This window comes from Novosphingobium sp. Sphag1I (genome assembly GCF_056279125.1).
The window spans coordinates 13655-27446 of record NZ_JBWBQS010000007.1 but is presented as its reverse complement, the minus strand read 5'-3'; the positions used below and the strand labels follow the sequence as shown (position 1 = coordinate 27446).

Genomic DNA, 13792 nt, shown 5'->3' with positions numbered 1-13792 from the left:
TCGCCAAGGAGGCCATGATGCAGGATATCAGAAAAGGTTGGATCAACGGGATGATCGGCGTGTTGCTGTTCAGCGGGTCGATGCCGGCCACGCGCGCGGCGGTGATCAGCTTTACCCCCCTGTTCCTGACTGCGGCGCGGGCGATGATCGCGGGTGGGCTGGGCGCGTTGATGCTGATTTCCATGCGTCCGGCTTTGCCGCGCGGGCGGCAATGGCTGTCGCTGGCGATGATTGCGGGGGGCGTGGTGGTGGGCTTTCCCTTGCTGACCGCCATTGCCTTGCAGGAGATTTCGGCGGCGCGTTCGCTGGTCTTTGTCGGCCTGCTGCCTTTGTCCACCGCCCTGTTCGGCGTGATGCGCGGGGGAGAAAGGCCCGGCGCGATGTTCTGGCTCTTTGCGTTGATGGGCGCGGGATGCGTGGCGGGATTTGCGCTCTCGCATGATGGGGCCTCCTCGCCGGTGGGCGATGCGTTGATGGTGGCCGCCGTCATCGTCTGCGGATTGGGCTATGCCGAGGGCGCGGTGTTGACCCGGCAGATGGGGGGCCAAGGTGGAGGGACGCAGGTGATCTGCTGGGCGCTGGTCATCTGCACCCCCCTGGCCGGGTTGCTGGCGGTCTATACATGGCCGCAAAGCATGGGCGCGGTCGTCATGCCCAGCTGGGCCGGGCTGTTCTATGTCTCGGTCTGCACGATGCTGCTGGGCTTCATCTTCTGGTATCGCGGGCTGGCGCTGGGCGGGATTGCGCGGGTGGGGCAATTGCAATTGCTCCAGCCTTTCATGGGGCTGGGGCTGGCGGCCATGTTCCTGCATGAAACCATCGCGCCCGCCATGCTGGTGGCCGTGGGCGCGGTGGTGGGATGCGTGGCGGGCGCCCGGCGGTTTGCTTAAGGGCGATTTGCTTAAGGCGTCAACTCGATCACCTGTTCGGCATTGGCCTTCACCGCCGCCTCGCTGAACAGAAAGGGCACATACTGCCCCGCCGCCCAGCGCGGAAACAGATCGCGGTAATGCGGGCTGAACGGATCGCCCGACTGGCCCGGCGTATTGATGATGCGCGAATTGTCCCACGCCCCCACGTCCAGCACCATGCGCACCGACGCGCCCGAACTGACGCCAAAGCCCGCGCCGCGATAGGTGGCCGCCGCCGGGGTCGAACCCGATCCGGCAATCTGTAGCGGCCCCACCGTCCATTGCGGTTTTTCCAGCGCGGGCGCCACGCGGGCAATCGCGGGCGCCCAATCGGCGCGGTGCAAATCGCCCCAGCGCCATTTCTTCGGGTCCGGCCCCAGCAATTTGCTCGCCTCGACCCATGCCCCGGCCAGAGACACGCCCACCACCTTAGCCCGCACCGCCGCCGGATCGGCCCCCAGACGCGGATCAAGCGCCGCCAGCCAGTCGATCACCCCCGGCACAGAAGCATCGGCAAAGAAGCTCTGCAATTCCGGCGTCACCACCGCCTCGGCCAGAGCCTTGCGCAAATGGCGCGCGATCCAGATTTCGTAAAGCGCGGCCTGCGCGCTATCGACGCCTTCATAACCGTTCCAGCCATGCAGCAGCGCCGCCGCCCGCGCCGCATCGCCGGTCAGTCCGCCGACCTTTTCCACCACCGCCGCGCTGCGTGCCGCCAGAGGGCTGGTCGCGTCGGTCTGGATCGCCTCCATATCGGCAAGGCTCAGTTTGGGCTTGGCCGAAAGCAGGGTTTCGATCCGGTCTATGCGCGAACGATCCACCCATTCATAGCCGATGGGCTGTTTGGTGGAATCGTATCCCTTGTCCAAATTCATCTGATTGGCCGTCGCCACCCAGCCCCGTGCCGGGTTCTTGATGACCGGCAGGTCATCGGGCCTGACCATCCCCTGCCATTCATAGCGCCCGTCTCCGGGCACCGGCATCAACCCGTCCCACCCCTTGCGCTTGGGCACAAAGGCCGAGGCGCGCCAGCCGATGTCGCCATGCGTGTCGGCATAGACCAGATTAAGCGGCGGGGCGCCCCAGCGCTGATGCGCGATTTCGAAATCATCCCATTTGGTCGCGCCGAACATCCATGATGCGTTAAAATAGCCCGCCCCGCCCGGCTCGCTCCATACGGTGCGCATGGCAAAGGCGAGGCCTTTTTCGGCGTCCTCATAAATGACCGGGCCGTGGCGGGTGAATTTCAGATCAACCTCGCGGGTTCCCTCGCCCTTGACGGCCAAAGGCTGGCGGTCGACCTCGAACGGCACCCATGCGCCCTTGTAGAAATAGGCGCCGGGGTGGTCCTTGCTGGTCTTGTAAACATACAGATCTTCCTGATCGGCGTAGAAGATCGTGATGCCCCATGCCGACGTTTCATTATGGCCAAAGGTCAGGCCCGGTAGCGCCGGTTCGCCCGCCCCGGCTATATGCAGCCCCGGCGCATTGATATCGACGACATAGCGCAGCGAAGGCACCCCATGCCCGCGATGCGGATCATTGGCCAGAATAGGACGCCCCGTGGTGGAATGCGCGGCATCGACCACCCAATTGTTCGACCCTTCGCTCTGTTCATTGATGTTGCGCACCGCCAAAGTGACATTGTCATCGACGGAGGCCAATTTCACCCCGTCAAAACTGACTTCTCCGGTGGCCAGAACATAATCACGCATCAGCTTTTCCGGCACCGCGCAAGGGTCCAGCCCCTTGGGCACCACCGGTTCATGCGCGGGCGAAAGGAATCGGCGCAGGTTTTCCCATTTCAAACTGCCCTTGCACACGGCGCGGGCGCGGGTGGCCTCGGACGTGGCATTGCTGACCAGAGTGTGGCTGCGGATGCGGACGATGTCTTCGGGGGTGAAACGCTCCGGCTTTGTCCCGGTCAACGTGAATTCGCGCGGCAGGGGCGCCTTGCCCGCCTCGACCATGGCGATATAGGCGTTCACCCCGTCGGCGAAGGCCTGCGTCATTGCCCGCGCCCCGGCGGGATAGGACGCCCATTCCTTCGCCATATCGCCGCGATAGAGGAACAGGCGCGCCGCCCGGTCCTTTTCCGCAAAGGCAGGCCCGAAACTTTCCGCCAGACGTCCCAGCCCACGCTTGCGCCACAGGTCGATCTGCCACAGGCGATCACGCGCCGCATTGAAACCCTGCGTGAAAAACGCGTCATGGGTGCTGTTGGCATAGATATGGGGAATGCCCCAATGATCCACCACGATCCGCGCCGGAGCCTCCAGCCCCTCTACCTTTTGCCGCTCCGCCATCGCATGGGGCGCGGCAAACAACAGCGGCAAAGCGGCCAGCAAACGAACAGCAGATGTCTTGGACATGGAACGGAAAACTCCCCCTTTGGCGGGGGCATCATGCCATAGTGTCGGGGCGCGGCAAGAGGCGGGCATGGCGCATTTCGGCGTAAGGATGGGAGGCATAAAGCCCCCTCGCCCGATTATATATTGCTGCCCCTCCACTGACGCCGATCTTCGGCCGCGCGCAGCACTTCATAGGCCAGTTGCAGCTTGCGGAAAGCCTTGGCGGCCTCCTCGTCATTGGGGCGCACGTCGGGGTGGACTTCCTTGGCCTTGGTCCGCCACGCCTTTTTGATCGCGTCAAAATCGGCGTCGCTGTCCAGCTCCAGAACTTCGAGCGCGCGCATCTCGTCGCGGCTGCGCGTGCCGTCGCCCGAACCCGTCCATCCATAATAGGACGATTCGCGATAACCGGCGTTGGTCTGCTGCTCGGCCTTTTCGCGCGACTCGGCTTCTTCTTTGTCCAACCCCGCGAAATAGTCCCAGCCCGAATTATATTCGGCGGCGTGAGTCTGGCAAAAATACCATCGTTCAGGGCTGTTGGGCGATTTGGGCGCGGGGCAATTGCCCGGTTCACTGCACCCTGCCCTGTCGCACAGACGCACCTGAGCGGCCTCGCGTGCGCTTTCATAGCCACGCCAGCGCGGGAATCCCCAGTCTGATGATCGACCTGCTCTAGCCATCCGCGTTTACTGGCAAATGCGGGCGATCAGCGCAAGTGGCAGGTGGCATTGACCTTCCTTGCACCGCCGCCATTGCCGCTATGTCGCATTGCAATCACAGGCAAATTCCCATATGCGCAACGCCATGAGCCGCCAACTTGCCTTTGCCAGCATGATCGCCATTGCCGCCAGCGCGGCCTGCGCTTTAATGGCGCCGGTAACGGCATCGGGCATGGACAATGCCCAAACACACCACCGTTTGATGGCCATGTTTGATCGCGCGCCCGCCTTTTTGCGCTAACGCCATCAAAAACAAAACCCCGCCACCGGATTGCTACGGCGCGGGGTCTTGCATGGCACGCTAGGCGCGGTGATCAGTCGATCGTGACCGTCACAGCGCGGCGGTTCTTCGCCCATGCTTCTTCGGTCGAAGCCGGATCGACCGGACGTTCTTTGCCATAGCTGACCGTGGTCAGGCGCGAGGCATCGACGCCCAGGCTGACCAGGAACGCCTTGGCCGAATTGGCTCGGCGTTCGCCAAGGGCAAGGTTGTAATCGCGGGTGCCGCGTTCGTCGGCGTGACCTTCGATGGTCGCCTTCTTGGCGGGATACTTCAACAGCCAGCCGGCCTGAACGCGCAGGATATCGGCCGAGATCTGATCGATGTCATACTTGTCCAGCGCAAAGTGGATGGTGTCGCGACCATTGACCGAGGCCAGGAAGTCGGCCTGCGAACCGGGCGTCGGGCCGCTGGGCATGGCGGGCGCGGGGGCCGGGGTCGTGGTGGCAACCGGCGGGCCGGGTTCGGGCGGCAACTGCGCAGGCGGCTTGGGCGAACAAGCCGAAAGAGCCAGTGCGCTAACACTGACAAGTACGCCCGCGCTCAGCAGGCGAGTATTGAGCATGGAGGGCATCGTGTCTTCTCCTTGATGATAGGGACAGTCTAACTGGTCCCCCCCGTAAATCAAAGCACAGTATTTTCAGTCAATCCGCCCTTACTGACGAACCGGACCCCATGACGGGTCAGAACCATCAACCGGCGTGGGCAAACGCCTTTCATTCCGCCCCGTCAGATCCACTTGCCAGATGCTTGTGTGACCTGTCCCCTTTTCGGTGCGGAAGAACTGGATAATGCGGCCATTAGGCGCCCATGTCGGCGCTTCATCCTGCCACGCATTGGTCAGATAGCGCATCCCGCTGCCATCGACATTCATCACCGCCACGCGCAGATTGCCCACGATATGGGTAAAGGCGATCTGGTCGCCGCGCGGGCTCCATTCGGGCGTGGCCGCGCGGCCGCCGAAAAAGCTGATGCGGTGCTGGTTGCTGCCGTCGGCATTCATCACATAGATCTGCTGGCTGCCGCCGCGGTCGCTTTCGAACACGATCTTGCTGCCGTCGGGCGAATAGGACCCGCCCACATTGATCCCCGGCGTTTCGGTCAGCTTCTGGCTGATCCCGCCCTGCGCCGACACGCGATAGATATTCGTGTTGCCCGCCGATGCCATCGAATACAGGATCCACTTGCCATCGGGCGACCAGCGCGGCGCAAAGGCCGGGCTGCCCGGCTCGGCGATCATCTTTTGGCTCGCACTTTCCACGTCATAGACGTAGATGCGCGGGCGGCCATTCAGATAGGACAGATAGACGATCTTGCGATAATCGGGCGAGAAACGCGGGGTCAGCGCCATGGCCTGACCGGTCGTGATAAAGCGGTGGTTCGCCCCGTCGCTGTCCATGATGGCCAGACGCTTCATCCGGTGATCTTTGGGCCCGGTTTCGGCAATATAGGCAATGCGGCTGTCAAAGAACGGGCTTTCACCCGACAGGCGCGAATAGACCGTATCGGCGCATTTATGCGCGGCCCGGCGCCAGTCGCCCGGCGGCAATTCCCACGTCGCCTTGACCAATTGCTGTTTCAGGCTGACGTCATAGAGATAGCAGCCCACCACCAGATTGCCGTTGCTGGCCGCCGAGACGCTGCCATGGACCAGCATTTCGGCCCCGCGCGTGCTCCACGTCGGGAAATCGGGCGTCAGCACCTGAATGATCGGAATGGGGGGCAGGCTGTTCGGCCCGGTGGGCTTGAACAGGCCGTTGTTTTTCAGATCGCCCGTAATCACCTCAGCAATCGCGCGGCCCACCTGTGCGGTGCTGCCCGCGCTGGCGGCGGTGGGCACGTCGGCATTGGTGGCGAAACTGGGGATCGCGATGCCCAGACTTTGCCAAGCGGTGTCATCCGACACGGTGCCGGTCAACACGCCATTGTCCTGTGCCGGGGCGGGCGTCTGCGTCACCATCGGCGCCGGAGCGATTGTCTGAGCCCCAAGATTGCCCGCGCCAAACAGCGCAGCACCAGCCAGAAGCCCGCAAGAAATTTTACGCATCATCATTGGGACAGGTTCCTGTCAAAACGCCATTGCACATGTTTCCATGCTTCATAGAGATCGGGCGGCAGAGGAAAAGGTGCCGCAAGTTTGACGGCACGGATCGCATTTTCCCGATGCAGTCCGGCCTGCGGGCGGTTGCTGGCGGTCACGCCTTCCTGACGGACCACCGTGACCGGCCCGGCCAAAGTGCCGTCCGGGTTCAGGTCAAAGGCCAGAATCGTCACCAACTGGTCGGTTTCCACCCCTTGCGGCACGCGCCAATGGGGCTTCAACTGGCGGCTGATCGCGCCCGACAGCGCGGCCTTGACCCCCGGTCCTATGGCGGCGGCGGCCGGAGCCTGCGCCTTGCCCGCCGGGCTGGTGCCAAAGCCTTTGAGGAAATCGACGCCGATGCGGCTGCCGCCTGCCTGCTTGTTGGTGGCGGGCTTGGCCGCTTCGCTCTTGCTGACAGGGGCCTTGGCCCCGCGCGATGCCGCGATGGCCGCCGAGATCGGATCGACCTTGGCGGGGGCGGGCTTGGTTGGTGCGGGCTTGGCCACCGGCTGGGGCTTGGGCGGAACCGGCTTGGGCGGCACCGGCTTAGGCTGCGGCGCGGGCTTGGGCGGCGCGGGCTTGGGCGGCGCGGGCTGCGGTTTCGGCGGCGCGGGTTTGGGAACCGGCTGCGCAATGGGCTTGGGCTGGGGCGCGGGCGGCACGGGCGCGGGTTTGGGCACCGGAACCGGCGCGGGCACGGGTGCCGGCTGCGGTTCCGGGGCCGACATAGGCTGGGCCTCACCCAATTGCGGGGCAAGGTCGGGCGCGGCCTCCTCCCTGCTGGTCGACATGGCTTCCTTGGCCACATCATCGGCCAGCGTCACCTGCATCCGCTGCGGGCGGGGCAAAGGCGGGCTGGCCGGTTGCAGCGCCAGAACCGCGACCAGCGCCACATGGCCCACCACCGCGACGCCAAGGCCGATGGCCTCACCCCGGCTCAGGCCCTTGCGGCTGGTATAGGTTTGCGCGACCCCCATGGGTTCAAGGCTTCTCGGCCACAGGTGACGCTGTCGGCGAGGCGGCCGGGGCTTGGCCGCCCGCCACCGTCACCAGCGAGATGGCGGTGATCCCGGCGCGGTTCAATTCGCCCATCACGCCCACCACACGGCCATAATCCAGCGCCTTGTCCGCGCGCAGCGTCACCAGCGGCATTTGCCCATCGGCCCCACGCGGCAATGCGCCCATGCGCTCACCCAGTTCTCCGGGCGACAATTCATCATCGTCCAGAAACACCCGGCCCGTCGCGTCCATCGAGATCGTCACCTGCTTGGGCGTCTGATCCAGCGGTTTGGCGCGGCTGTCGGGCAGAGTGATCGGAATGCCCGCCTTCATCAGCGGCGCGGTCACCATGAAAATGACCAGCAGCACCAGCATCACGTCCACCAGCGGCGTGACGTTGATTTCGGCCATGGGCGCGCGCCCGCCCCGCCCTTTCCGCTTGGAAAATTTATGGATGCCCATCGCCATGGATCAAAGCCCGTCCAGTTCGCGAGACAGGCTCGCGTGGAAACGGTCGGCAAAGCGTTGCAGGCGCGATTCAAAGCCGTTCACCACATGCGAATAGCGGTTGTAACCGATCACCGCCGGAATGGCCGCAAACAGGCCGATGGCCGTGGCGAACAGCGCCTCGGAAATGCCGGGTGCAACGACCGAGAGCGAGGAGTTCTGCTGCTGGCCGATCTGGAAAAAGCTGTTCATGATGCCCCAGACCGTGCCGAACAGCCCGACAAAAGGCGCCACCGAACCCACCGTCGCCAGAAAGTTCAGGCGGTCGGCCAGAGATTCCGCCTCGGCCGCCACGACATTGTCCATCACCGAGGCGAGGCGTTCACGCGCCCCCGAACGGTCGATCTTGCCCGTAGCCGAACGGCGCCATTCGGCCAATGCCGCGCTGACCACCTTGGCGACGGGCAGGTCGGCATTCTTGCCGCCGCCGCGTTCGGCCTGAAACGCGTCAATATCGCGCGATTTCCAGAATTCGGCCTCATAGCTTTCCGACTGGCGACGCAGAGCGGCCATGCGGAAGCCAAAGGACAACAGGATCGTCCACACCCAAACGCTGGCCAGAACCAGACCGCCCATCACCACCCGCACGACAATGTCGGCATCGAGGAACAGCTTGACGGGATCAAGATGAGTAGAGCCGGCAGCAGCGGCAAGCAGGTCGAGGTCGGTCATGAGGTTCCCGGTTGGTTGGGGCTTGGATCGGTTGACGCCGGATCGAACCCGGCAAGGAATTGGGCAAAGGCGGACCGCCACGGCGCGGGCTGTCGGCGCGGGCGACCATCGGGGCCGACAAACCCGACCCGCACGGACGCCTGCGCCAGCAGCGGGCCTTTCTGAACACCCGATCGCCTGAACGCTGCTTGAACCAGACGGACGCTGGCCGCGCCCAGTTCTTCAAGGCGGGTTTCGATCAGCACATCATCGTCAAGGCGCGCGGGCGCGGCATAGCGGATGTTCATTTCGGCCACCGCATAGGCGCCCCCGCCCGCTTCATGCACGGCGCGTTGATCCACCGACAGCAGGCGCAACATGTCCGACCGCGCCCGTTCGAACCAGCGCAGATAGTTGGCGTGATAGACAACGCCGGACAGATCGGTGTCTTCAAAATAGGCGCGCACCGCATAGAGATGCACAGGCCCATCGAAGCAGCCGGAAGGGGAGGAAGGCAGCGCGTTCATAATTGTCGCTGAATCTAGCCCGCACATGCAGCTAAGAGCAAGTGACGCCTGCGAATAAACCGGTTTATGCCGGAATCATGCGCCCCAACGGTTTGCCGCCAAAGAGGTGAACATGCAGATGTGGCACTTCCTGCCCTCCATCCACGCCGATATTGGCCAACATGCGGTAACCCGGCGCCACCAGACCCAGTTCGCGCGCGACATGGCCGACGGCGCGAACGAATCCGGCAATCTCATCCGCCGGAGCCTTGGCCGAGAAATCATCCCATGACACATAGGCCCCCTTGGGGATCACCAGCACATGCACCGGTGCCTGGGGCGCGATGTCGTGAAAGGCCAGCGAGAACTCGTCCTCATAAACCTTCTTCGCCGGAATCTCGCCGCGCAGGATGCGGGCAAAAATGTTGTTGTCGTCATAGGCGAGCGTGGGATCGATCGGCATGGCTTAGTCTCCCTTGCGGCTGGCTTTTTCGACAATCCCGCTCACGCCTTCGCGGCGGTCAAGTTCGGCGGCGATGTCGGCCAGCGTGATGCCCTTGGCGCGCAGCAGGACCAGCAGGTGGAAGATCAGATCCGCGCTTTCGCCAATCAGTCCGTCGCGATCATCGGCCATGGCGGCAATCACCGCCTCAACGGCCTCCTCACCCACTTTCTGGGCAATCTTGGGCACGCCGCGCGCGTTCAGTTTCGCCACATAGGAGGAGGAAGGATCGGCGGCGGCACGCTGGGCAATGGTGGTTTCAAGCCGGGCCAGCGTGGCCAGTGGATCATGACGGACTGTATCGTTCATGGCGCCAGCGATGGAGCGCGCCGCGCGCCGCGTCAAGCCCGGATGGCGGATCAGACCGTTGCGGGGGTTTCAGCATCAGCCTTGCGGACATGGCTGCTGCCGCGATAGCCCAGCATCAGACCGGCCAGCCCCAGCGCCGCCATCGCCATATTTGATGAGGTCAGACCCGAAAGCCCGTGCGATTCCAGCATGGGTTGCACCAGCATCGCGCCAATCAGCATCAAGGCTGCAAGATTAAGAAACAGACGCATGGGACACTCCTGATTAATCAAATTGATTAATGCAGGATGCGTGCCAACGGCATAATTGCCTGAATTTACGGCCTTAAAATATTAACCACAATGGCGGATTGGTAAAAATTCCGACAGTTTCCGTTAACCTTTTGCCTATCAATTGCCCCGCGCCGGCAATCCTGCCGCCCGCAGCGCGCCATGCGCCTGCGCAATCGAATGTTTACCAAAGTGGAAGATGCTGGCCGCCAGCACGGCGCTGGCATGGCCCTTGGTCACACCTTCGACCAGATGGTCGAGATTGCCCACGCCGCCGCTGGCGATGACAGGAATTCCGACACTGTCGGCAATTTTGCGCGTCAGTTCGAGGTCATAGCCATTCTGGGTGCCGTCGCCGTCCATGCTGGTGACCAGCAATTCGCCCGCGCCCAATTCGGTCAGGCGCACCGCATGCTCGATCGCATCAATGCCGGTGGCCTTGCGCCCGCCATGGGTGAAAATCTCCCATTTGCCCGGAGCCACGCGGCGCGCGTCGACGCTGGCCACGATGCACTGGCTGCCGAACTTCTCGGCAATGTCGCGCACGACTTCGGGGCGGCTGACGGCGGCGCTGTTGACCGCCACCTTGTCCGCGCCTGCCAGCAACAGCGCGCGCGCATCCTCGGCGCTGCGCACGCCCCCGCCCACGGTCAGCGGCATGAAGCAGACCTCGGCCGTGCGGCGCACCACGTCGAGCAGCGTCCCGCGCCCTTCATGGCTGGCGGAAATGTCCAGAAAGCACAATTCGTCCGCGCCCGCCGCGTCATAGGCCCGCGCCTGCTCCACCGGATCGCCCGCATCGATCAGGTCGACAAAGTTCACGCCCTTCACCACGCGGCCATCGCGGACGTCGAGGCAGGGAATTACGCGGATACGAACGGTCATGTCTTTTGCCTCCGGCGGGCAAAGGGATTCGATCCCTTTGCAATCCCGTTTTGGGGTGGCGCTCCATCGCAGACGGAATGCCGCTATATTACAGCCTGCGGCGCGGCGAAGGAGCGCCAAAAGCGCCGCAGGCTTTACAATTCAAACGGCGCGTCCGACACCATAGGCAGAACCCGACGCGCAACGCAGACAGTCATGGGAGCGCGAGGGTCCAGACCCTCGCATCTATCCCTTACTCTTTATTCGCCATCGCAATCGCGGCGGCCAGATCGAGCTTGCCCTCAAACAGCGCGCGACCGGTGATGACCCCCTCGATCCCATCCTCAGCATGGAGCGCCAGCAAGCGGATATCATCCAGCCCCTTGACCCCGCCCGACGCGATCACAGGAATATCGACGCGACGCGCAAGGTCCACCGTCGCCTCGATATTGGCACCCTTCAACAAACCATCGCGACCAATGTCGGTGAAGAGCAGCGAGGCCACGCCCGCATCCTCAAACCGGCGGGCCAGATCGACCACGGCCACATCCGACACATCGGCCCAGCCCTGCGTCGCGACGAAACCATCGCGCGCGTCAACGGCCACGACGATGCCGCCGGGGAACTCCTTGGCCATGTCCTTGACGAATTCGGGGTCTTTCAGCGCGGCGGTGCCCATTACCACGCGCGACACGCCCAGATTGAACCAGCCTTCGACCGATTCGCGCGTGCGGATGCCGCCGCCCAATTGCACATGGCCTTCAAAGCTTTGCAGGATCGCCTCGACCGCCTCGCGGTTTTCCGCGCGGCCCGCAAACGAACCGTCCAGATCGACCACATGCAGGAACTGGCTGCCCGCAGCGGCAAAAATCTGCGCCTGCGCGGCGGGGTTGTCGCCATAGACGGTGGCGCGCGCCATATCGCCCTCGGCAAGGCGGACAACCTGACCACCCTTGAGGTCGATGGCGGGAAATACGATCATCTTACGGTTTCCATGTCAGAAAGCGGGAGAGCAGGTCCAGCCCGTAGGACTGGCTCTTTTCCGGGTGAAACTGCACGCCAAGGATATTGTCGCGCCCGACGGCGGCGGTCACGCCCCCGCCATGGTCGGTCATGGCCACGACATGGTGACCATCATCGGCGACATATTCATAGGAGTGCAGGAAATAGGCCTCACCCGCCTCGATCAGCGGGGCGTGGGGTTTCACGCCCACATCGTTCCATCCCATATGCGGGATCTTGATAGAGGGGTCGGCGCGCTCGATCAGGCGCACTTCGCCCGGAATCCAGCCAAGCCCCTCGGTAATGCCATGCTCAACCCCGCGCGTGGCCAGCAATTGCATGCCCACGCAAATGCCAAGGAAAGGCGCCTCGCCCACCAGCACGCGCTCTTCCATCGCGGCAACAAGGCCGGGGATCGAACGCAGCCCTTGCGCGCAGGATTTGAACGAACCCACGCCGGGCAGGACGATGCGGTCGGCGGCGCGCACCACATCAGGGTCGGCGGTGATCTTCACCCCTTCGGCCCCGGCGGCCTTCAACGCATTGGCCACCGAATGCAGGTTGCCCGCGCCATAATCGATGAGGGCCAGAACCTCAGACATAACGCACCTCAGCCATTCAGCGACCCATCGCCCAGCAAGCCCTTGGTCGAAGGCACCGCCCCGCCCTTGCGCGGGTCCAGTTCGACCGCCGTGCGCAAAGCGCGGGCAAGGCCCTTGTAGATGCCCTCGATGATGTGATGGTTGTTCTGACCATACAGCACTTCAATATGCAGCGTGATGCCGGCGGCCTGAGCAAAGGAATGGAACCAGTGTTCGAACAGCTCGGTGTCCATCTCGCCCAGCTTGTGGACGGTGAAACCAGCCTTCCACACCAGCCACGGACGGCCCGAAATGTCGAGTGCCACGCGGGCCAGCGCCTCGTCCATCGGCGAGTAAACCTGACCATAGCGGCCAATCCCGGCCTTGTCGCCAAGCGCGGCGGCAACGGCCTGACCGATGGCGATGCCGCAATCCTCGACCGTGTGGTGCTGGTCCACATGCAGGTCGCCCTTGATCTTCACGGTCATGTCGATCAGCGAGTGGCGCGACAATTGCTCCACCATATGGTCCAGAAAGCCGATGCCTGTCGAGACATCATACTTCCCCGATCCATCGAGGTTCACTTCCACGAGAATATCGGTCTCGTGCGTCTTGCGGGCGATACGGGCGGTGCGCATGGCGCTGCCTATATACCCGACGGCGAAGCGATCAATAGGTTTCAGAGCGCAAGTTGCACGCATATCCCCCCTTGACCCGCCACGCGGCACACGCCACTTGGGTGCGCATGATTGATGACACGCCCGACAGCCTGATCCCCTATGACGAAATCGTGCAGGAAGCGCTGCGCGCCGTGGTGGGCCGTGTGCTCGGCCAGGTGGCGAATACCGGCGGCACCTTGCCGGGGAATCACCATTTTTACATCACGTTCAAGACGCAGGCCCCCGGCGTGGACATCCCCGCCCATCTCAAGGCCCGCTTTCCCGACGAGATGACCATCGTTCTTCAGAACAAGTTCTGGGAACTTATTGTGGCCGACGATCATTTCTCTGTCGGGCTTACCTTTAACCAGGTGCCCGCCACATTGGTGATTCCGTTTGCCGCGATCACCGCTTTTGTGGACCCTGCGGTCGATTTCGGCCTGCAGTTCCAAGCCGCGGTGGAGGATCTTGAGCCCGAACCGTATGATCAGGCTGAAAACGACTCGCCCGACAGCGAGCCGCCCATCGCGACCAGCGAGGATGGTTCGAACGTGGTGACGGTGGATTTCGGTCGCAAGAAATAAGGGCGATTGCCCGAG

18 protein-coding genes are annotated in these 13792 nt (G+C 63.4%); 3 read left to right on the top strand and 15 right to left on the bottom strand.

Translation table 11 applies throughout. The annotated features are described in order from the left end of the window. Positions 1-14 precede the first annotated feature (14 nt). Complete coding sequence (locus ACZ9HU_RS09530) at positions 15-890, top strand: DMT family transporter (RefSeq protein ID WP_476104503.1); 876 nt, start codon at positions 15-17, stop codon at positions 888-890. 11 nt (positions 891-901) lie between these two features. Here the strand turns inward: ACZ9HU_RS09530 and ACZ9HU_RS09525 are convergent, their stop codons facing one another. Together ACZ9HU_RS09525 and ACZ9HU_RS09520 are read right to left on the bottom strand one after the other, a co-directional pair. Continuing rightward, positions 902-3283, bottom strand: coding sequence for a penicillin acylase family protein (locus ACZ9HU_RS09525; protein ID WP_476104501.1), 2382 nt, complete (start codon positions 3281-3283; stop codon positions 902-904). A gap of 116 nt (positions 3284-3399) precedes the next feature. Beyond that, a complete protein-coding gene (locus tag ACZ9HU_RS09520; protein WP_476104499.1) occupies positions 3400-3942 on the bottom strand; it encodes a J domain-containing protein in 543 nt (180 codons plus the stop codon). Between the two features lie 124 nt (positions 3943-4066). Between ACZ9HU_RS09520 and ACZ9HU_RS09515 the strand changes: the two genes are divergently transcribed. Next, positions 4067-4222, top strand: a complete 156-nt coding sequence (locus ACZ9HU_RS09515; RefSeq protein WP_476104497.1) for a hypothetical protein — start codon at positions 4067-4069, stop codon at positions 4220-4222. Positions 4223-4295: 73 nt separating this feature from the next. On the opposite strand, the gene pal is transcribed toward ACZ9HU_RS09515, so the two are convergent. From pal to hisB, 13 genes are all read right to left on the bottom strand, one after another. After that, complete coding sequence (gene pal / locus ACZ9HU_RS09510) at positions 4296-4826, bottom strand: peptidoglycan-associated lipoprotein Pal (RefSeq protein ID WP_476104495.1); 531 nt, start codon at positions 4824-4826, stop codon at positions 4296-4298. 90 nt (positions 4827-4916) lie between these two features. Further along, a complete protein-coding gene (gene tolB, locus ACZ9HU_RS09505) occupies positions 4917-6308 on the bottom strand; it encodes a Tol-Pal system beta propeller repeat protein TolB (protein WP_476104795.1) in 1392 nt (463 codons plus the stop codon). Positions 6309-6310: 2 nt separating this feature from the next. After that, positions 6311-7321 carry a hypothetical protein gene (locus tag ACZ9HU_RS09500; protein ID WP_476104493.1) on the bottom strand — a complete coding sequence of 337 codons (1011 nt, stop codon included), beginning with the start codon at positions 7319-7321 and terminating at the stop codon, positions 6311-6313. Between the two features lie 4 nt (positions 7322-7325). Beyond that, positions 7326-7811, bottom strand: coding sequence for a biopolymer transporter ExbD (locus ACZ9HU_RS09495; protein WP_476104492.1), 486 nt, complete (start codon positions 7809-7811; stop codon positions 7326-7328). A 3-nt stretch (positions 7812-7814) separates the two neighbouring features. Beyond that, positions 7815-8522: a protein TolQ gene (tolQ, locus tag ACZ9HU_RS09490; RefSeq protein WP_476104490.1), complete on the bottom strand. Its 708-nt coding sequence runs from the start codon at positions 8520-8522 to the stop codon at positions 7815-7817. Continuing rightward, positions 8519-9028 (bottom strand): YbgC/FadM family acyl-CoA thioesterase, encoded by a 510-nt coding sequence (locus tag ACZ9HU_RS09485; protein ID WP_476104489.1) that lies wholly within the window; start codon positions 9026-9028, stop codon positions 8519-8521. The genes tolQ and ACZ9HU_RS09485 overlap by 4 nt, the downstream gene beginning before the upstream one ends. Before the next feature lie 64 nt (positions 9029-9092). Continuing rightward, complete coding sequence (locus ACZ9HU_RS09480) at positions 9093-9470, bottom strand: histidine triad nucleotide-binding protein (RefSeq protein ID WP_476104488.1); 378 nt, start codon at positions 9468-9470, stop codon at positions 9093-9095. Between the two features lie 3 nt (positions 9471-9473). Further along, the gene (locus ACZ9HU_RS09475) at positions 9474-9818 is read right to left on the bottom strand and encodes a phosphoribosyl-ATP diphosphatase (RefSeq protein ID WP_476104486.1); all 345 of its coding nucleotides are present in this window, start codon (positions 9816-9818) and stop codon (positions 9474-9476) included. A 50-nt stretch (positions 9819-9868) separates the two neighbouring features. Beyond that, a complete protein-coding gene (locus ACZ9HU_RS09470) occupies positions 9869-10069 on the bottom strand; it encodes a hypothetical protein (RefSeq protein WP_476104485.1) in 201 nt (66 codons plus the stop codon). A gap of 138 nt (positions 10070-10207) precedes the next feature. Then, a complete protein-coding gene (gene hisF, locus ACZ9HU_RS09465; protein WP_476104483.1) occupies positions 10208-10972 on the bottom strand; it encodes an imidazole glycerol phosphate synthase subunit HisF in 765 nt (254 codons plus the stop codon). 232 nt (positions 10973-11204) lie between these two features. Next, a complete protein-coding gene (gene hisA / locus ACZ9HU_RS09460) occupies positions 11205-11933 on the bottom strand; it encodes a 1-(5-phosphoribosyl)-5-[(5-phosphoribosylamino)methylideneamino]imidazole-4-carboxamide isomerase (RefSeq protein ID WP_476104482.1) in 729 nt (242 codons plus the stop codon). Between the two features lies 1 nt (position 11934). Next, on the bottom strand, positions 11935-12555 hold the full coding sequence (gene hisH / locus ACZ9HU_RS09455) for an imidazole glycerol phosphate synthase subunit HisH (RefSeq protein WP_476104480.1): 621 nt from the start codon (positions 12553-12555) through the stop codon (positions 11935-11937). Positions 12556-12563: 8 nt separating this feature from the next. Next, a complete protein-coding gene (gene hisB / locus ACZ9HU_RS09450; protein WP_476104478.1) occupies positions 12564-13172 on the bottom strand; it encodes an imidazoleglycerol-phosphate dehydratase HisB in 609 nt (202 codons plus the stop codon). 107 nt (positions 13173-13279) lie between these two features. On the opposite strand from hisB, the gene ACZ9HU_RS09445 reads away from it, so the two are divergent. After that, on the top strand, positions 13280-13777 hold the full coding sequence (locus ACZ9HU_RS09445) for an SspB family protein (protein ID WP_476104476.1): 498 nt from the start codon (positions 13280-13282) through the stop codon (positions 13775-13777). Positions 13778-13792 lie beyond the last annotated feature (15 nt).